This is a genomic window from Streptomyces sp. NPDC048516 (assembly GCF_043199875.1).
Lineage (GTDB): Bacteria > Actinomycetota > Actinomycetes > Streptomycetales > Streptomycetaceae > Streptomyces.
This window is the reverse complement of record NZ_JBICWS010000001.1, coordinates 168000-185222: the sequence shown is the minus strand read 5'-3', so window position 1 is coordinate 185222 and position 17223 is coordinate 168000. Positions and strand designations below refer to the sequence as shown.

The 17223-nt window shown below is 71.2% G+C and carries 15 protein-coding genes; 14 read left to right on the top strand and 1 reads right to left on the bottom strand.

The window, feature by feature from the left end; all coding sequences use genetic code 11:
* Positions 1–14 precede the first annotated feature (14 nt).
* The 12 genes from ACGFR7_RS00830 (at position 15) to ACGFR7_RS00775 (ending at position 13510) form a co-directional block, all read left to right on the top strand.
* Positions 15–905, top strand: a complete 891-nt coding sequence (locus ACGFR7_RS00830) for a nucleoside-diphosphate kinase (RefSeq protein WP_393311525.1) — start codon at positions 15–17, stop codon at positions 903–905.
* Positions 902–1921: a GNAT family N-acetyltransferase gene (locus ACGFR7_RS00825; RefSeq protein WP_393311523.1), complete on the top strand. Its 1020-nt coding sequence runs from the start codon at positions 902–904 to the stop codon at positions 1919–1921. The genes ACGFR7_RS00830 and ACGFR7_RS00825 overlap by 4 nt, the downstream gene beginning before the upstream one ends.
* A 36-nt stretch (positions 1922–1957) precedes the next feature.
* Positions 1958–3388, top strand: a complete 1431-nt coding sequence (locus ACGFR7_RS00820) for a hypothetical protein (RefSeq protein WP_393311521.1) — start codon at positions 1958–1960, stop codon at positions 3386–3388.
* A 5-nt stretch (positions 3389–3393) separates the two neighbouring features.
* Positions 3394–4278 (top strand): isocitrate lyase/phosphoenolpyruvate mutase family protein, encoded by an 885-nt coding sequence (locus tag ACGFR7_RS00815; protein WP_393311519.1) that lies wholly within the window; start codon positions 3394–3396, stop codon positions 4276–4278.
* The gene (gene aepY, locus ACGFR7_RS00810; protein ID WP_393311517.1) at positions 4275–5414 is read left to right on the top strand and encodes a phosphonopyruvate decarboxylase; all 1140 of its coding nucleotides are present in this window, start codon (positions 4275–4277) and stop codon (positions 5412–5414) included. The genes ACGFR7_RS00815 and aepY overlap by 4 nt, the downstream gene beginning before the upstream one ends.
* A complete protein-coding gene (locus ACGFR7_RS00805) occupies positions 5411–6610 on the top strand; it encodes a phosphonoacetaldehyde reductase (protein ID WP_393311515.1) in 1200 nt (399 codons plus the stop codon). The genes aepY and ACGFR7_RS00805 overlap by 4 nt, the downstream gene beginning before the upstream one ends.
* Before the next feature lie 27 nt (positions 6611–6637).
* On the top strand, positions 6638–7675 hold the full coding sequence (locus tag ACGFR7_RS00800) for a C-terminal binding protein (protein WP_393311513.1): 1038 nt from the start codon (positions 6638–6640) through the stop codon (positions 7673–7675).
* Positions 7672–8805 (top strand): pyridoxal phosphate-dependent aminotransferase, encoded by a 1134-nt coding sequence (locus tag ACGFR7_RS00795; protein WP_393311511.1) that lies wholly within the window; start codon positions 7672–7674, stop codon positions 8803–8805. The genes ACGFR7_RS00800 and ACGFR7_RS00795 overlap by 4 nt, the downstream gene beginning before the upstream one ends.
* Positions 8806–8902: 97 nt before the next feature.
* Positions 8903–9778 (top strand): nucleotidyltransferase domain-containing protein, encoded by an 876-nt coding sequence (locus tag ACGFR7_RS00790; RefSeq protein WP_393311509.1) that lies wholly within the window; start codon positions 8903–8905, stop codon positions 9776–9778.
* The gene (locus ACGFR7_RS00785) at positions 9778–10941 is read left to right on the top strand and encodes a GNAT family N-acetyltransferase (RefSeq protein ID WP_393311507.1); all 1164 of its coding nucleotides are present in this window, start codon (positions 9778–9780) and stop codon (positions 10939–10941) included. Before ACGFR7_RS00790 ends, ACGFR7_RS00785 begins: the two co-directional genes overlap by 1 nt.
* Before the next feature lie 12 nt (positions 10942–10953).
* Positions 10954–12366 (top strand): MFS transporter, encoded by a 1413-nt coding sequence (locus ACGFR7_RS00780; RefSeq protein ID WP_393311505.1) that lies wholly within the window; start codon positions 10954–10956, stop codon positions 12364–12366.
* Between the two features lie 73 nt (positions 12367–12439).
* Positions 12440–13510: a GNAT family N-acetyltransferase gene (locus ACGFR7_RS00775; RefSeq protein WP_393311503.1), complete on the top strand. Its 1071-nt coding sequence runs from the start codon at positions 12440–12442 to the stop codon at positions 13508–13510.
* Between the two features lie 260 nt (positions 13511–13770).
* Here the strand turns inward: ACGFR7_RS00775 and ACGFR7_RS00770 are convergent, their stop codons facing one another.
* Positions 13771–14640, bottom strand: a complete 870-nt coding sequence (locus ACGFR7_RS00770) for an alpha/beta fold hydrolase (protein WP_393311501.1) — start codon at positions 14638–14640, stop codon at positions 13771–13773.
* 367 nt (positions 14641–15007) lie between these two features.
* On the opposite strand from ACGFR7_RS00770, the gene ACGFR7_RS00765 reads away from it, so the two are divergent.
* Positions 15008–16771, top strand: coding sequence for an MOSC domain-containing protein (locus ACGFR7_RS00765; RefSeq protein WP_393311499.1), 1764 nt, complete (start codon positions 15008–15010; stop codon positions 16769–16771).
* A gap of 66 nt (positions 16772–16837) precedes the next feature.
* A complete protein-coding gene (locus ACGFR7_RS00760; protein ID WP_393311497.1) occupies positions 16838–17068 on the top strand; it encodes an oxidoreductase in 231 nt (76 codons plus the stop codon).
* Positions 17069–17223 lie beyond the last annotated feature (155 nt).

Here is a 17223-nt window from a genome sequence, read left to right as displayed (position 1 = left end):
AAGGTGACTGCTCCATGCCCGCTTCAGACTTCTGGTCCCGTCATGTCTTCGTCCTCTTCAGCTCCGACGCGCTCTACCGGGGAGTGCACGGCGAGATGGTCGCCCGGCTCCGCAAGGAGGGCTTCCCCCCGGTCGCGGCGCGCCCTCTGCACGCCGACCCCGAACTGATCGACGATCTGTACGCGGATCTCATCGCCGGGCAGTGGCAGACCTGGCGGTATCGCCTGGTCGACGCCGTCCTCGCGCTCGGCCCCGCCATGGCCCTCATCTGCCGGTACGAGGGAGACGAGGACAACGCCCACGACGCACTCGCGCGCCGCAAGGGCTATCAGCATCCCGAGCGCGCCGAACCCGGCACCCTGAGACGGGACTTCGGCGCCGTCAACAGCATCGTCGGTCTGATGCACAGCTCCGACGGTCCGGTGGAGTCCGAGCGTGAGGCCGCCGTCTTCGGGCTGTCGGCGGCCGACGCGGCCGCCGGCCCGGAGGCCGCGGCCGCCGAGATCGACTACCTCTGCGAGATCACCACCCCGCACGCCCCGGAACGACGGGACTTCGACCAGGTACTGGCCTCGTTACGGACCAGAGTGGTCGCCTCGCTCTGGGAGGACCTGCCCGGCACCGTCCAGCAGGACGTCAGGACCCGCTTCCCCGAGCGGTCGGCACTGGGCCGCGTCGGAGCCGGAAACGACCTCGCCTCGCTCCTGGCGGGGCATGCTACCGACGCCCTTCTCGCCCTGCTGCGCTGCGACTTCGAGCCGGAAGCGGCCGGCGGGATGCGGATGTCGGTCGCCGACAAGGCGCTGCGGACGACGGGTGTCGTCCTCGACGACTGGGAGCGCGTGGTCCTGGAGTCCTCGCTGCACTTCCCGCCCCTGCGCGCGAGCCGGCAGGTGACGCCGTGACCTCCACCGACACCGCTGTCCGCGTCACCGTCACGGACTCCATCGCGTCGGTCGGCCGGGGCGCCTGGACCGAGCTGGTGGACGCCTGCGACGCCCCCGTGTTCCACAGCTACGACTTCCTGCGCAGTGTCGAGTCCTCGCCCCTGACCTACCCGTCCACCGCCTATTACCTGCTGGCCCACGACGGCGGCGAGTTGGTGGCCGCCCTGCCGGTCTTCCTCCAGCGGACGCGTGACCCGTTCGCCACGGGTCCCGGCGCCGACGCCGTCCTCGACGCACTGGTCGGCAACGTCTGGCACTGCTACGACACCCGTCTGCTGTGCCGGCGGCCGCTCAACGCCTGGCTGGTCGAACAGTTCTGGACGGCCCTGGGCGACCTGGCCCGCGACCACCGCGCACAGCTGTGGGGCTTGGTGAACATCGCCGCCGGGGAACCGCTGGCCCAGCAGCTCAAGGCCATCGGCGTCGAGGTCGAGGAGACCGTTCCCCGCTACCGGCTGCCCCTCGCGGGCGGACCGGCCACCCTGGACGAGCATCTGGCCGGCATCGGGCGTGCCTCCCGCAGGTCGTTGCGGCAGTACGCGCGCCGGGCCGAGCGCGCCGGCGCCGGCATCACCCTGCGCACCGGACGGGAAGCGCTCGACGACGAGGTACTGGGCCTGTGCCTGAGCACGGCCGACAAGCACGCCCCCGGGTACTACCCGCCGGACCGCCTGGGCGCGCTGATCGAAAGCCTGGGCGAGAACTGCCGGCTCCTGCGGATCGACTTGGACGGCACCCTGCTGGCCGTCTCCGTCTGCCTCTACGACGACACCCGCATGCATGCCTGGGCCGGTGGGTGCCGGTACCCGGCGGAGCTCAACTGGAGTCCGCAGTATGCGCTGTTCGATGCCGAGCTGAAGGCGGGATTCGCCTCCGGCCGCCCCGTCCTGGAGTGCGGCCGGCGCAACGACGAGTTCAAGACGCGCTACGGCCTGCAGGCATACCCGCTGGCCCGCGCGGTCCAGCGCCGCTGAAGCAGCCACCCGACGTCTTGGAATGGGGAATCACGCATGTCAGCCACAGCGGCAGAGGGATTCAGCCGCAGGGCCGCTGCCCTGCTGCGGTCAGCCGCCAACGATCTGAAACGCGACGACGAGAACGCCGAACGGGAACTCGGCCTGGAACCGGGCACCTTCGCGGACCACACCTCCGGGAAGCGGCCGCTCGACTGGGCACTGCTGCGCCGGGCGGCCGAGGTCTGGCCGCTCAACGAGCGCGATCTGCTGCCCGTCCACGACGACTGTCCGGCCGGGCTGTCCGTGCTGCGGGCCAAGGAGTCCCTGGGCAGCTCGCGCGTCCTGGCCCGGGGGGGCGAGGGGTATTACGAGTACCGCGATACCGCCATGTCCAGGATCGCCTCCTACCGGCCCGAGTGGATCCGGATGCTGCGGGTGGTCGAGGACAATCGCGCGGACAACCCGCGGGTGCAGTGGAACCACGGCCATCTGCTCTACCAGTTCACCTACTTCGTGGGCCCGGTGAACTACTACTACCGCTGGGGGGACACGTCGTACTGCGTCCCCATGGAGACCGGTGACTCGGTCTGGGGTCTCCCCTTCGCCCCGCACTCCTTCACGGCCCGCAGCGACTCCGAGCCCGCCTACATCCTCGCGCTGACCTACGGCGGCGCCCTGGTCGGCGACGCCCAGCGCGAACTGGCGGTACTGGGCCGCCGCCCGGCCCATGACCTCGCGCTCCCCGTCGCGGGGTCCCCCTCGTCCCAGCCCGGTCTGATCCGGTCGTTCATGGCGGCGCGGTGCCTCACCCCGGCCGAGCTCGCCGACCGCACCGGCCTCGCCGCCGATCGCCTCACGGAGCTGTGCGGCCCGGGCGACACGGACGGCAGGGGCGGCACGGACGACACGGACGGCAGGGGCGGCCCGGGTGACACCGCCACGGAGTCCGAACTCGCGCTGCTCGCCGAGGCGTTGGGGGTGTCCGTGCGCGACCTGTTGGCTCCCCGCAGCACCTCCCACCGCGGCGTGTCCATCCAGCACGGCCGCGACGCACGCAGCTGGGACCACCCCGGCAAGGACGGCCCCGCCTACCGGTTCACACAGCTGGCCGGCGACCCCCTGCACCCGCACACCACCGCACTCCAGGTCGACGTCCGTGCGGCGGCGGCCTCGGACGACGCCCGTCTGGTCACGCATCAGCACCAGTACCTCTACGTGCTGGGAGACGCCCCGGTGGAGGTCTCCTGGGAACACGACGGCCGACGCCGCACGGACGTGCTCGAACCGGGCGACTCCGCGTACATCGAACCGCTCGTTCCACTCACCTTCTCCACCGCCGGAGACACCCTCCCGCGCCTCCTGCTGCTCAGGATCGCCGGAGCCGTCACCCCCGACGTGCGCTATGCCCTGGGGTCCATGGCCCACGGAGGCATCGACCGCTACATAGCCGAAGACCGCCTGTGGTACAGCAAGGAAGGGAACTGAACACCGTGCCGGAATCTCAGCCGCCTCGGGCCCCCGGGTCCAAAGCCGCCCGACTGCGGGCGCAGCTCAACGGGTCGTCCGTGGTCCGTGCGGTGGGCGCACACGACGGTCTGACCGCCAAGCTGGTGCAGCGCGCCGGATTCGAGGCCGTGTGGGCCTCCAGCTTCGAGATCTCGGCGAGCCACGGCCTGCCGGACGCCAGCCTGGTGACGATGACGCAGTACCTGGACGCCGCCATCGCCATGGACGCGGTCACCGACATCCCCGTCATCGCGGACTGCGACACCGGCTTCGGCGGGCCGATGAACGCGGCCTACGCCATGCAGCGGTACGAGCGGGCCGGCATCGCCGCGCTGTGCATCGAGGACAAGCTGTTTCCCAAGATCAACAGCTTCGCCGACGCGGCGCAGGACCTGCTGCCCACCGAGGACTTCGCCCTGAAGATCAAGAACGCGGCCGAGGTGCGGACGGATCCCGACACCGTGCTCATCGCCCGCACGGAGGCGCTGATCGCCGGCCTGGAGGTGCCGGAGGCCCTGGAACGTGCCCACGCCTATGTCGCCGCGGGCGCGGACGCCGTTCTCGTGCACAGCAAGAGCCGCCGTCCCGAGGAGGTGCTGGAGTTCGCCGACGGGTGGCAGTCCGACGTTCCGCTGGTCGCCGTTCCCACCACGTACCACACCGTCACCGAGAGCGAGTTGTACGGGGCGGGCTTCCGGCTGGTGATCTACGCGAACCAGGGCCTGCGCGCCGCGGTGAAGGGCGTACAGGAGGTGCTGCACGAGCTCGACTTGGCCACCGGTGCCGCGGCGGTCGAGGAGCGGATCGCGCCGATGGCGGAGGTCTTCGCGCTCCAGGGCATGCCGTCGAGCTTCGGCACCAAGCCATGACCGGCTCCGCCACGTTCCTGGAAGCGTTGGAGGGCGCCGGGATCGGCCTGGTGTCCGGGGTGCCGTGCTCGTACTTCGCGGGGCCGATCCGGCTGCTCGGAGGGCACCCGTCGATCCGCTACGTACCGGCCGTCAACGAGGGCAGTGCGCTGGCCATCGCCGCCGGTGCCCGGCTCACCGGCGAGCCGGCCGCGGTCATCGCGCAGAACTCCGGGTTCGGCAACCTGGTCAACCCCCTCACCTCCCTGGTCCTCCCGTACCGCATTCCGCTGCTGGTCTTCGTCAGCATGCGTGGCTGGCCGACGGCGGATGCGGGCGAGCCCCAGCACTACTGGATGGGCAAGGTCGTGCCCCCGTGGCTGGACTCGCTGGAGGTGCCGTACTGGTGGCTCACCCCCGAGGGGCCGCCCGTCGAGGCGCTGCTCAAGGAGGCCCGGCCGGTCCTGGACGCCGGGCGGCCCGCTTTCGTCCTGGTCAGCAAAGGAGCGATCCGCGACGAGGCACCGGCGCCGGCCGAGGCCACGACAGCAGAGGGTTCGCTCCCCGACCGCGACGACGTGGTGGACGCGGTCCTCGCCGAGGTGCGCGCCGAACGGATCCTGTCCACCACCGGCTTTCTCTCCCGCGCCCTCTACAACCACCGGGACCGGCCCGGCAACTTCTATATGCAGGGCTCGATGGGCCACGTCGCGGGCCTCTCGCTGGGCGCCGCACTGGCCCGGCCCGAGGAGCGCTTCGTGGTCCTGGACGGCGACGGCTCTCTCCTGATGCACATGGGCACCCTGGCCACGGTCGGCGCCTGCGCACCGCACAACCTCGTCCACGTCGTCTTCGACAACCAGGCGTACGACTCCACCGGCGGCCAACCGACGACCTCCGCCACCACCGACTTCGCGGCCGTCGCCCGGGGCTGCGGTTACCGGGAAGTACGCCGAGTGGGCTTTGTGGCCGAGTTGCGGCCGGCCCTGCGCGCGCTCCTCGATGCCGGGGGTCCCGGGCTGCTGGCCGTGGACGGCACGGTGGGCGGCTCGTCCGGGGAGCGTGCGTCCAGCAGTCTGTCGGCCCCGGACATCGCCGCGCGGTTCGCGGGCGGGTTCCCCGCGGGTGCGGTGGCGGAAGCGGGGCCGAGACCATGACGAGCACGCCCGTGGCGGCGGTCAGCGACATCTGGACCGGCCTGGCGCGGCTGCCGGGCCACCCGGCCGCCCACCTGGGCCGCGGTGCCGCGGCACGTCTGGGTGCGGCCCTGGCCGGGCTCGGCGCGGAGCGGATCCTGGTGGTGCACGGCCGTACCTCCTACCAGCGGTCGGGCGCCCACGAGTTCGTCTCGGCCCTGCCGGCCCGGCACACCGTGGAGCACTTCGACGGGGTGCGCCCCAACCCGGACATCGAGCAGATCCGGGCCGGCATCGCCGCCTTCCGGCGCTTCCGGCCGCAGGCGGTACTCGGCATCGGCGGCGGCAGCAGCCTCGACGTGGCCAAGGCGATCGCCGTACTGGCCGCGCAGCGGGAAAGTCCCGAGGAGTGCCTGCGGCACCCCGGCGCGCTTACCGAGGACCGCCGGTGCGCGCTGGTGCTGATGCCGACCACCGCGGGTTCCGGCAGCGAGATGACCCGGTTCGCGACCGTCTACGCCGATGGGCGCAAGCACTCTCTCGACGTGGCGGGGGCCAGGGCCGACCTGGTCATCGTCGACCAGGACCTGACCGCGTCGCTGCCCCTGCGGGAGTGTGTCGCGACCGGGCTGGACGCGCTGAGCCAGAGCATCGAGTCGTACTGGTCGGTCTCGGCGACCACGGCCTCGCGGGCGCTGGCCCTGGACGCGCTGGACAGGCTGATGCCGGCGCTGGCCCGCGCGCTGGACACCGGTTCCTTCACGGATCCACGGGTGCGCACCGGCATGGCCCACGGCGCCTCCCTGGCCGGCGCGGCGATCGACGTCACCCGCACCACCGCGGCCCATGCCCTGTCGTACGACCTGACGATGCGGCTCGGGCTGGCCCACGGCACGGCCGTGGCCCTGCATCTGCCCTGGCTGCTGAGGCGCCACGCCGCGGTGACCGAGGCGGACTGCCGGCATCCGCGGGGCGCCGCGGCCGTACGCGACGCGGTGGCCGTCGTCGAGAACCGCGCACACGGCCATGCCGGGCGAGGCGTACGGCAGTTGACCGAACAGCTGCTGGCGCTGGCCGGCCAGCCGACCGGCATCGGGGAACTCAGGCTGCCGGTGGACCCGTGGTCCGGCCTCATGACGGCGGCTCTGAGCTCCGGCCGGGCTGCCAACAACCCCTGCGTACTGACCGAAGCCGACGTACTGCGGCTACTGCACTGAGCCCGAACCAGGAGAGGCGGACCATTCATGGCCACCCCGCACGTGCTGTACACCGATCCCGCATGGCTCGTCGAGGAGGGCGTCTGGAGCCCGGATCGCGCGACCGTGGAGCGGGAGATCCTGGGGCCGGAGGTGGAACTGCGCTTCGGCCCGTTCGAGGACGGCAGATACCAACTGACCGGGCCGGGAATGCTGGAGCGGGCTGCCGGGTGCGAGGTTCTGGTGGTCTACCGCACCCAGGTCACCGAGGAACTGCTCGACGCCGCCGGTGAGCGGCTGCGCGTGGTGGTACGGCAGGGCGTCGGCACCGACAACCTCAATGCCGAGCTGCTGACCGCCCGGGGCATCCCGGCCTACCACATCCCCGACTACTGCGTGGACGAGGTCGCCGCCCACACCTCCGCGCTGGCGCTCGCCCTGGAACGGCAGCTGATCCCCCAGCACCAGACCCTGGCCGGCGGCACCTTCGACATCTACGCCGGAGGCGCGCCGCACCGCACGAACCGCCGCACCCTCGGCATCGTGGGCTTCGGCCGGATCGGCCGGGCCGTCGCCCGCAGGCTGGGCGTCTTCTACGGCGGGGTGAAGGTGTACGACCCGTACCTCGGCCGGGATCTCGCCGAGGGCTACGGCGCACAGGCCGTCGACACACTGGAGGACCTTCTCGCCGAGTCGGACCTGGTCACCCTGCACTGCCCGCTGAACCCCGAGACCGAGGGGCTGATCGACAGCTCCGCGCTGCGGGCCATGAAGCCCGGCGCGTATCTGGTCAACGCCGCCCGCGGCAAGCTCGTCGATCCGGAGGCGCTGGGCAAGGCGCTGGAGCAGGAGTGGATCGCGGGGGCCGGTCTCGACGTGTTCTCGCCGGAGAACCCGCACCACGACCCCAGGTGGCAGCCGGTGCTCCGGCACCCGCGCGTGGTGGTCACCAGCCACCGGGCCTTCCTGTCCGAGGAAGCCGAGGCCAGCAGCCGCCGTCGCGTGGCGGAGCTGGTGCGGGCAGCGCTCGACGGGCGTGCCGAAGGCCAGCCAGGGCGCGTCCTCCCTCAGGGGGCTGCCGGATGACCACCGCGTCCCCGACGGCAGCGCACGCACACGGCGAGGACGTCATCGTCCTGTCCACCGGCGATGTGCGCATCCCGCTGCACCCCGTCGCCGACACCACGGCTGCCCGGCGCGCCGACCAGCCCTACCGGCCCCCGGCCGGCGACCGGGATCTGCGCGCGCTGATCGCCGCGTACTCGACGGCGCCCGGCGCCGCCGTGGACGCCGGGCAGGTCCTGGTGACGCCGGGCGCCCGGCAGGCCCTCGTGGCCGTGCTGCGGGCCGTGCTCGGCGAGCGCCGGGAAGTCCTCTTCGCCACTCCGTACTGGGCCAGTTACCCGCAGCTCATCGAGCTGGTGGGCGGCGTTCCGGTGCCCGTGCCGGGGCGGGTGGGCGACGGCCTCCTCGACCTGGACGCGTGGGAGGCACGGCGCACTCCCGCCACCGGCGCGGTGATCGTCAACTCGCCGCGCAATCCGGACGGCGCCGTGGTCCCGGCCGACTCGCTGCGCCGGCTGGCCGAGTGGGCCGGCCGGCACGGGCTGACCGTCCTCTTCGACGAGGTCTACCGGGGTGTGGCCCTCGGCGACCGCCCGGCCCCCTCGGTCCTCGACCTCTTCCCCGCACTCCCCGAACACTGCGTGCTCATCGACGGGTTGTCCAAGAGCCATGCGCTGGCCGGGCTGCGTCTGGGCTGGGCGATCGCTCCCCCCGCGACGGCCGCCCGCGCCACGGCCATCGCCTCCCACTTCATCGGCCACACCAGCGGCCCCGCACAGGACATCGCACGCGCCCTTCTCGGCGGGGGCGAGGGCGGGGGTGAGACGGCAAGGCTACGGATCGGTGCCGAGCTCACCGCTCAGCTGGACACGGCGATGAAGGCACTCGACGGCATCGAGGGCCTGTCGTGCCCGCGCCCGGAGGGCGGCATCTTCCTGTTCCCTGACATCCGTGACTGGCTCGCCGACGCCCCGGAAGCGGCTCGCCGCTCCGCCGTCACCTGGCTCAAGGAGCGACACGGAGTCGCCGTCGTGGACGGGGCGGCCTTCGGTGCGCCGGGACACCTCCGGCTGTCCTTCGCTCTGCCCTCCGAGCAGCTGCGGTCCGGTCTGGAGCGGCTGCGGGACGCGCTCACCTCCCGTGACGCCTGAGCCCCCGTGCGGCCGCGCCCCCGCGCCCCCCGCGCCCCCGACAGGTGACGCTTCCGGGTCACCGCATGCGAACGACGTGTGGAAGGAACAACGCTTCGTGAATGTCGCCCTGCTGGACCGGCTTCCGTCTCCGGTACGTGACCAGCTGAACGACCGGAGGATCGCACTGCCCCCGATAGCGGCGCTGGTGGAGGCCGACGAGGACGAGCCCGTCCTGCTCGTCGGCTCCTACGCCTCCGGGGAGGCGAACCCCACCTCCGACCTCGATCTGCTCGTCCTCACCAAGCGCCGGCGCCGTCGCCGGCGGCCCGGCACCACCAACCACCCCTCGATCTTCGGTGACAGCTTCGACGGACAGGTCGGAGACCTTCCCGTCAACATCGAGTACGTGGCCCAGGAGCGCCTGCACGACATCGCCCAGGTGCTGGAGGCCGCCGCGGAGGGCGGCGGCGTGGACCTGCCGAACCTCCAGGGGCTGGAACTGCGGCTGGTCCAGCGGGTGCACAGCGGCATCGCCCTGGCCGGGGCCGGCGAGCTGAGCAGGCTCCGCGCCGGCCTCGATCTCGACACGGTCCGGTCCGCCGCCACCGCGCTCGCCTTCGTGGGCACGCTCAGCCTGCTGGAGGACACCACCGTGCTCGCGGGCCCCACCCGCGAGCTGATGTGCCGGGGCGCGGCCGAATCGCTGCTCATGTCCGCCGTCAACGCCTTCGGCCCCCTCACCCACGACGGCAAGCACCTCATGTCCCGGGCCGCACAGATCGCCACCCTGCCGGACGTGCCCCTCGTCTTCGCGCGCGCCGAGCGGCTGCTGTTCACCGACCGTCTCCCGGTCGACGAGGCACGGGAGTTCATCCTCGACCTGGCACAGGACCTCTTCCGCTCCTTCGCCGGCCCCCGCTGTCCCTCCCGGGTGGCCGGCATGCTCGATCCGTTCGTCCCCACCTGGGCGTGGACGGGGCGCGTCTTTTGATGAGCGCCTTCGCGACCGGCCCGGGACCGGACCCGACCCCGTGGGACCGGTTGGACACCGATCCGCCGCTGTTCGCCTCCGAGCCCTGGCTGACGGCCATGGCCGGGCGCATCGACGGGGAACACCGTCGCTTCGTCCGCCGGCCGGGAACGCCGGAGGGCACCGGATTCTTCGGCACCGTCATCGCGGACAGCCGGGTCTCCGAGAGCAAGAACCCCTGGGAACTGCTCTTCGAGCCCTGCAGCCTGCGGTCGCTGACCCCGGACGCCGTCACGGCGCAGTCCGCGGCACGGACCGGGGGCCCGCCCCGTGAGGGGTGGTTCCCCTCCCTCGTCCTCACCTACCCCGGGCTCGAATGCTTTCCGGCCGGCCCCGGACGCCACCGTGCCGGGGCCCTGGACGCCGCCGTCGCGGACATCCTCGACCAGGCTCGGCACGACGGTTTGCGCTCGGTCGCGTTCCTGTACGTCCAACCCGAGGAACACGCACTCGCCGAGGCGCTGCGCAGGGCCGACTTCATCGAATTCCCCCTCGCCCTGCGCTCCACCCTGTCCCCGCCGGGGACGTCGTTCGCCGACTACCGGGCCTCGCTGAGCCGGGACGCGCGCAAGGGCATGTCCCGGATCCGGCGGCGGCTGAGCGAGCGCGGGGTGACGATCCGGCGGCTCAGGCTCTCCGCAGCGGACGACGCGACCGTCGACCGGCTCGTCGACCTGCGTATGCAGCACCGTGCGAAGTACGGCCGCCGCTCGGACGAGGCCGGGGAGCGCGCCCAGCTCACCTCCTTCCGGGAGAACTTCGGCGATCGCGTGCACCTCGTGGCGGCGGTGGCCGACGGCCGGATCATCGGCTTCTGCCTCTTCCTGGACGCGGGGGCCGTACGGCACGCCTGGACGACCGGTACCGACTACACCGACGACCGGTCCAAGGACACGTACTTCGAGGTCTGTTACTACACACCCGTGGAGGACGCCTACGTGTCCGGGTGCCGGGAACTCTCCTACAGCTACGGAACGGAGGGCGCCAAGATCGAACGCGGCTGCCGGCTGGACGAGGTGAAGGGGTTCGTCCTCCCCCTGGACCCTGGCGACCGGGGCCCCGCCCGCAACGCGGCGGCAGCCCTGACCGGAGGCCTGGCCCGGCCCTCGTCCCCCCACGAGTAGAACCACGCGACGGTGGAACGCCACAACACAGCGAACAGCGACGGGAGTCCGATGTACGGCAGCGTCATCAAACGGCTGGGCATAGTGGGAGAGCGGAATTTCGGGTGCTACTGGGCGGCCCGCACGCTGTCCCTGATCGGCGACTACGCCTTTCGTACGGCCTTCGCGACCCACATCATCAGTGTCAGCGGCTCGGCCGCCACACTGGCCACGGCCACGGCCGTACTTCTGCTCCCCTCGCTGGTGTTCTACCTGGTGGGCGGCGCGCTGGGAGACCGGACGGGCTCCCGCCGCGCGGTGATGGTGTGGGCGGACACCGCCCGCTTCGCCGTCCTCGCCCTCATCGCCGCGGCCACCTTCTCGACCAGCAGCATCGTGCTGCTCGTAGCACTGGCCGTACTGATCGGGGTCGCGGACGGCTTCTTCCAGCCGGTGTCCTTCGCCTACATGCAGGAGATCACCTCCAAGGAGAAGCTGGTCGCCGCCAACTCCGCGCTGTCCGTGGGTCAGCAGATCGGACTGATCGGCGGCCCGCTCATCGGCGGCTTCGTGGTGAGCCTGGCGGGCGCCCCCGCCACGTTCGCCTTCGACTCGGTCACCTTCATGGCGTCGGCGGTCCTCCTGCTCCTCGTCCGGACCCCCCGTAGGGCGGACGAAGGGCGCAAGGACGGTGCGGGGAACAAGGCGGAGCCCGCCGAGGAGCCCGCGGCGGGCGGCGCCGCCCGCCTCCGGCAGATCGGCGCGGACGTCGCACAGGCCGGACGGTACGTGGCGGGCGTGCGATGGCTGCTGATCTCCCTTGCGGTCGGCGCCTGCACCAACGCCGTGTACGCGGGAGTACTCGATGTTTCGGTGCCGCTGATCATGGCCCCCGAGGGAACCGGGGGCGCCCGCTCCCTGGGCACCTTCTACGCGCTGCAGGGCATCGGGGCCCTGGTAGGAGCGGCCGTCCTGGTCAAACTGACGGTGCGCAGGATGGGACCGGCCCTCTTCTCGATGCTGGCCCTCATGGCGTGCTCCCTCGCCGCCACCGGAGTGGTCGGCGGCGGCACCGGCGCCCTCGCCATGGCCTTCACCTACGGAATCGGGCTGCACTTCTTCAACTCGCTCTTCCCCAGCCTGCTCCAGGAGCAGGTGCCGGAGTCCCTGCTCAGCCGGGTGGGCAGCCTGGCGTTCCTCGGGTTCAACGGGCTGATGCCGCTGGGCGCACTGCTGATGGGTCCGCTGGTGGCCGCCCTCGACGCCCGGGGCGCGGCGATCGCCGCGGGCCTCGCGGCGGCGTGCGTGAGCCTGTCGGCCCTGCTCTCGTCCGGCGTACGGCAGTTGAGCAGCGCACGAGCCGAGCCGGACGCGTCGCCGGCCGACGCGGACGGCGACGAGGAACCCGCCGGCTCGGACAGCAACCCGGAGGGCGTCTCCCCCTAGCAGCCTCTCCCCTGGAAACCGCGTCCGTCACGACCACAGCCCCGGCGCCATACGACAGGAGAACAGGGCAATCATGCACAGGACGGTTGTCTCCGCGATATCGGAACCCTTTGACGCGAGCCGCTGGGACCGGCTGAACCCGGCCGCCGCCGTCCAGGGGAGCCGCTGGCTGGGCAGCATGCTCAGCCGGTTGCCCGGTGAGCCGGTGCGGGTGCTGCACGAGGGTCCGGACGGCGACATCGGCTTCACCGGCGCCGTCGTTTCGGACGGCGACGCCTACGAGGCGTACAACCCGTGGATGATCCTTCGCAGGAAGGACCCGGTGTTCTCCGAGGTACACGCCTCCGGCCGCCGGGTCCTGCCACAACTCGGAGACGCCCCGCGGGAAATGCTCCCCGGGCTCCTGCTGGTCGCGCCCGGGTATCTGGGGGACCCCGTGGGCGCTGCCGCCGGGCACCCCGAGACGGTCAGCAAGTGTCTGGCGGACGTCTGCGCATGGGCGGCCCGGACGGGACTGGCAACGGTGTCCGTCCTCTACACGAGCCCTGCGGCGTCGGGGGTCGTGGAACCGGCCGTCGCCGCCCTCGGCGGTGAGAGTTTCGACCTCACCACCCGCTCGATGATGCCCGTGACCTGGGACGACGCGACCGGATTCGACAAAAGCCGGTCCAAGCGGCGCCGCGCCGAAATACGGCGTCAGTTGTCGCGACTCGACGAGCTGGGGTGCGTGGTGGGCACGGGTGACCCCCGCGCCCTGTTCGAAGAGGCCATCGAAGCCAGATGCGCACTGCTGCGCTGGTACGGCCAGCCCGTCGACGAGGCCGCCGAACGGCGCAGGCTGCGGGGCCTGATCAGCACGTTCGGCAAGGATGTGCTGCTCTTCACCGCACAGTTGGAAGGCCGCCTGCTCGCGCATGCGCTCTTCGTGGCGGACGGCAGGACGCTGCAGAACGTCTACGTCGGCACCACCGAAGCCGGGAGAAACACTCCTTACGCGCATCTGGCGGTGACGTACCACGAGCCGATGCGTCACGCGTCGCGGGACCGCTACGGCTGGATCGACTACGGCGTGGGCCATGGCGAGACCAAACGCGTGCAGGGATGCAGTTCGGTGCCCCTGAGAGGCCATGTGATCGCCTTGTAGACGTGCGCTTTCACCCGGGCCGTGCGCTGCCCGACGGATCAGGTCAACAGATGGCTGGGGTGGGAGAAGCCGCGCGCCGCGGCCAGGAGGGCGTGCATCTGTCGTGGCCTCCGTGCTGTACGGGGCCGCCCGCCCTCCCGGCTTCCGCGCGTCTCGCCCCATCGGCGGACACGCGCTCCCGGCCGGACCGTTGCCGCCGTACACCTGAGGCTCGGCACCGGACCGGCAAACCGGCGTCGAGGAGCCGGCTCCCTTGAGCGTCAGGGGAGGACGCGCGCGAGAAAGCCGCGCAGGTGCTCGGTGATGGTCTCGAGGTGGCTCTCCAGAGCGAAGTGTCCGGAGTCGAGGAGGTGGATCTCGGCGTGGGGCAGGTCCCGGGAGAAGGCCTTGGCGCCGTCGGGGCCGAAGATCTCGTCGTTCGCGCCCCAGACCGCCAGCAGCGGGACCTGCGAGTCGCGGAAGTACTGGTGGACCCGCGGGTAGAGGTCCACGTTGGTCGGGTAGTCGCGGAAGAGCTTGAGCTGGATCTCGTCATTGCCGGGGCGGTCCAGCAGCGCCTGGTCGTGGACCCAGTTGTCGGGGCTGACCAGGCTCGGGTCAGCCACTCCGTTGACGTACTGCCAGCGAGTGATCTCGGGGCTCAGCGCGCCCCGCATGGGCGCTTCGGTGTCCGGTCCGGGCGCCTGCGCATAGGCGAAGACACCGTCCCAGAAGGGCTTGACGAAGCCCTCTTCGTAGGCGTTGCCGTTCTGGGTGATGATCGCGGTGACACGGTCGGGGGCCTGGAGCGCGAGCCGCCAGCCGATGGGAGCCCCGTAGTCCTGTACGTACATGGCGAACCGCTCGATGCCCAGGTGCCGGAGCAGGCCGGAGGTGACATCGGTGAGGGCCTCGAAGGTGTAGGGGAAGTCCGGCAGGGCCGGCATCGCGGACTGGCCGAACCCGATGTGATCGGGGGCGATGACGTGATAGCGGTCGGCGAGCGCCGGGATCAGGTGGCGGAACATGTGCGAGCTGGTCGGAAAGCCGTGGAGGAGAACCACGGCGGGTGCCTCGGGGTCGCCGGCCTCCCGGTAGAAGACCTCCAGCCCGTTGACGGTGACGGTGCGGTGGTGAACTGCGGAGACCATATCCCTAACCTTTCTATCGAGATTCAGCAGTTATATATCCAGTCACCCACCTTCCACCTAACCTGTCAAGTTACTTTTACTGGTTAGATAGAGTGAGGCGGAAGGATGCGGTGCGGTGCGGTCGGAGGCGCCGGTGAAGCAGGGGCGCGGGACGGCGGGAGGGGGCGCGAGGGTCAGCCTGTGCACCGGCACCGACAGTCCCGAACGATTCGTGATGACGGGATCACGGCGGCCCCTGCACAAGAATGAGCATCGGCCCGAGCGCACAAAGCGCAAAGCACCGAGCTACTGAGCTACTGAGCTACTGAGCTACTGAGCAAAGTGCCATGAGGCTGACCCGGCCGGCCACCCCGCAGAAGGATCCGCAATGGCGACGCTGCTGTCCGTCAATGTAGGAATGCCCGAGGACGTCTCCTGGCAGGGAAGGACCGTCCACACCGGCGCCTGGAAGTCTCCCGTGCACGGCCCCCGTATGGTGCGGCGGCTGAACATCGACGGAGACGGTCAAGGAGACCTGGCCGGGCACGGCGGCGAGATCCGTGCCGTCCTCGTCTACCAGCTGCAGTCCTACCGGTACTGGCAAAAACAACTCGGCCGCGACGACCTGACCTTCGGGATCTTCGGCGAGAACTTCACCGTCGACGGTCTGCCCGACGACGACGTATGCATCGGCGACCGGTACCGCATCGGCGAAGCCGCATTCGAGGTCACCCAGCCGCGCGTCACCTGCTACCGGGTCGGCATGCGCCTGGGAGAACCCACCATGGCCTCCCTCCTGGTCGCCCATCGCCGCCCCGGCTTCTACCTGCGCGTGCTCACCGAGGGGCGCGTCCAGGCCGGTGACGAGATCACCCTGACCCGTAAGGGTCCCGAACAGCTCAGCGTCGCCGACGCCGACGCGTTGCTCTACCTCCCCGACCGCGACCCCGTACAACTGCGCAAAGCGCTGAACATCCCCGCCCTCAGCCCCGGATGGCAGCAGTCCTTCCGCGACCTCGCGGCCGCTCGGCAGCCCGCGCAGGAACCGGGATGGCCGGGCGAACGCACCGGCACCGGGCAGCCCAGGGAAGAGCCGGGATGGCCGGGTTTCAAGACCATGCGCGTCGCCCGCATCGTCCCCGAAACCTCCGCCGTCTCGTCGATCTACCTCGGCAGCACCGACCACACCCCCCTCCCCGAGGCCCGCCCCGGCCAGTACCTCTCCCTCCGCCTCGCCGTCGGGGAGGCCGCCCCCACGGTGCGCAGCTACTCCCTGTCCGCCGCGCCCACAGCCGACACCTACCGCATCAGCGTCAAGCACGAGCCCCACGGACAGGTCAGCGGCTACCTCCATGGCACGCTCCGCCCCGGGGATCTCGTGGACATCGCAAGCCCCCGGGGAACGTTCGTGCTCGAAGAAGGCACCCGCCCGGTCATCCTCGTCTCCGCGGGGATCGGTGCCACTCCCGTGCTCGCCATGCTCCACCGGCTCGCCGCCACCCGGGACCCACGCCCCGTCTGGTGGATCCACACCGCCCACGACCACGCCCACCACGTTTTCGCGGACGAGACCCACGCGCTCCTGGCACAACTCCCCCACGCCCACGAGCACATCTACTACACCGCCGGGGCCACCCCGCATCCCGCCGGGCCCCACATCACCCGGGGACGTCCGACCGCCCCCGCACTCGCGGCCATGGGCATTCCCACCGATGCCGACGCCTATCTCTGCGGACCGCCGGCCTTCATGGACGACCTCGGCGGCTACCTGCGCGAGTACGGCCTGCGCCCCGAGCGGATCCATACGGAACAGTTCAGCGCCCTCCCCGCCATCAACCCCGGCGTCACGCCCACGGCCGCGATCCGGCCGCACCAACCAACCGGCCCACCGGGCTCCGGCCCCCTGGTCACCTTCGCCCGCAGCGGCATCACCACCCCCTGGTCGCCCGCTCACGCATCACTCCTCGACCTCGCCGAAGCCTGCGACGTCCCCACCCGCTGGTCCTGTCGCACCGGCGTCTGCCACACCTGCATCACCCACCTCGTGACAGGCGACATCACGTACACCACCCCACCCCTCGAACTCCCCGAAGCCGGCACCGTCCTCGTCTGCTGCAGCACACCGGCCACGGAAGTCGTCCTCGACCTCTAGCGGCCGCCGGGCAAGGGCACAGGCCGGCCGCACCGGAGCAGTTGCGGCCTCAGGGGGTCGGTGCCGATGTGGAGACGAGGCGCGCGCGATCCCGCCCGCTGGGACGGCATCGGCGTCACCCTCGTCTCGCCGGGCGCGACGGAGACGAGCTTCTTCGACAGTGCACCCGGCGGTCTGCCCGACCGCGGCCTTCTGCCGGCGGAGCAATTGGGGAAGACGATCGTCTGGACCATTGGCCGGCCGAGTGGTGCCCACATCAACAGGGTGATCGTCAGGCCGATCGGCCATCCCGTATGAGCACAGTTCACCTCGACGGTGGGGCGAGCGTCCCGGCAACCGGCCATCAGAGAGACAGCTCGCACCGCCCCGCTTCGGGATCACCGACGCATACGGCCTGATCAGCACTATGGGCCGGCAACTGGACGGTACCTACTGGGCTTTCGCCGTCAGCA

What these genes read in the sequence shown, in the direction of transcription:
- ACGFR7_RS00830 (WP_393311525.1), top strand. Translation starts at nt 15, where the DNA reads ATGCCCGCTTCAGACTTCTGGTCCCGTCATGTCTTCGTCCTCTTCAGC.
- ACGFR7_RS00820 (WP_393311521.1), top strand. Translation starts at nt 1,958, where the DNA reads ATGTCAGCCACAGCGGCAGAGGGATTCAGCCGCAGGGCCGCTGCCCTG.
- aepY (WP_393311517.1), top strand. Translation starts at nt 4,275, where the DNA reads ATGACCGGCTCCGCCACGTTCCTGGAAGCGTTGGAGGGCGCCGGGATC.
- ACGFR7_RS00805 (WP_393311515.1), top strand. Translation starts at nt 5,411, where the DNA reads ATGACGAGCACGCCCGTGGCGGCGGTCAGCGACATCTGGACCGGCCTG.
- ACGFR7_RS00800 (WP_393311513.1), top strand. Translation starts at nt 6,638, where the DNA reads ATGGCCACCCCGCACGTGCTGTACACCGATCCCGCATGGCTCGTCGAG.
- ACGFR7_RS00795 (WP_393311511.1), top strand. Translation starts at nt 7,672, where the DNA reads ATGACCACCGCGTCCCCGACGGCAGCGCACGCACACGGCGAGGACGTC.
- ACGFR7_RS00785 (WP_393311507.1), top strand. Translation starts at nt 9,778, where the DNA reads ATGAGCGCCTTCGCGACCGGCCCGGGACCGGACCCGACCCCGTGGGAC.
- ACGFR7_RS00775 (WP_393311503.1), top strand. Translation starts at nt 12,440, where the DNA reads ATGCACAGGACGGTTGTCTCCGCGATATCGGAACCCTTTGACGCGAGC.
- ACGFR7_RS00770 (WP_393311501.1), bottom strand. Translation starts at nt 14,640, where the DNA reads ATGGTCTCCGCAGTTCACCACCGCACCGTCACCGTCAACGGGCTGGAG.
- ACGFR7_RS00765 (WP_393311499.1), top strand. Translation starts at nt 15,008, where the DNA reads ATGGCGACGCTGCTGTCCGTCAATGTAGGAATGCCCGAGGACGTCTCC.
- ACGFR7_RS00760 (WP_393311497.1), top strand. Translation starts at nt 16,838, where the DNA reads ATGTGGAGACGAGGCGCGCGCGATCCCGCCCGCTGGGACGGCATCGGC.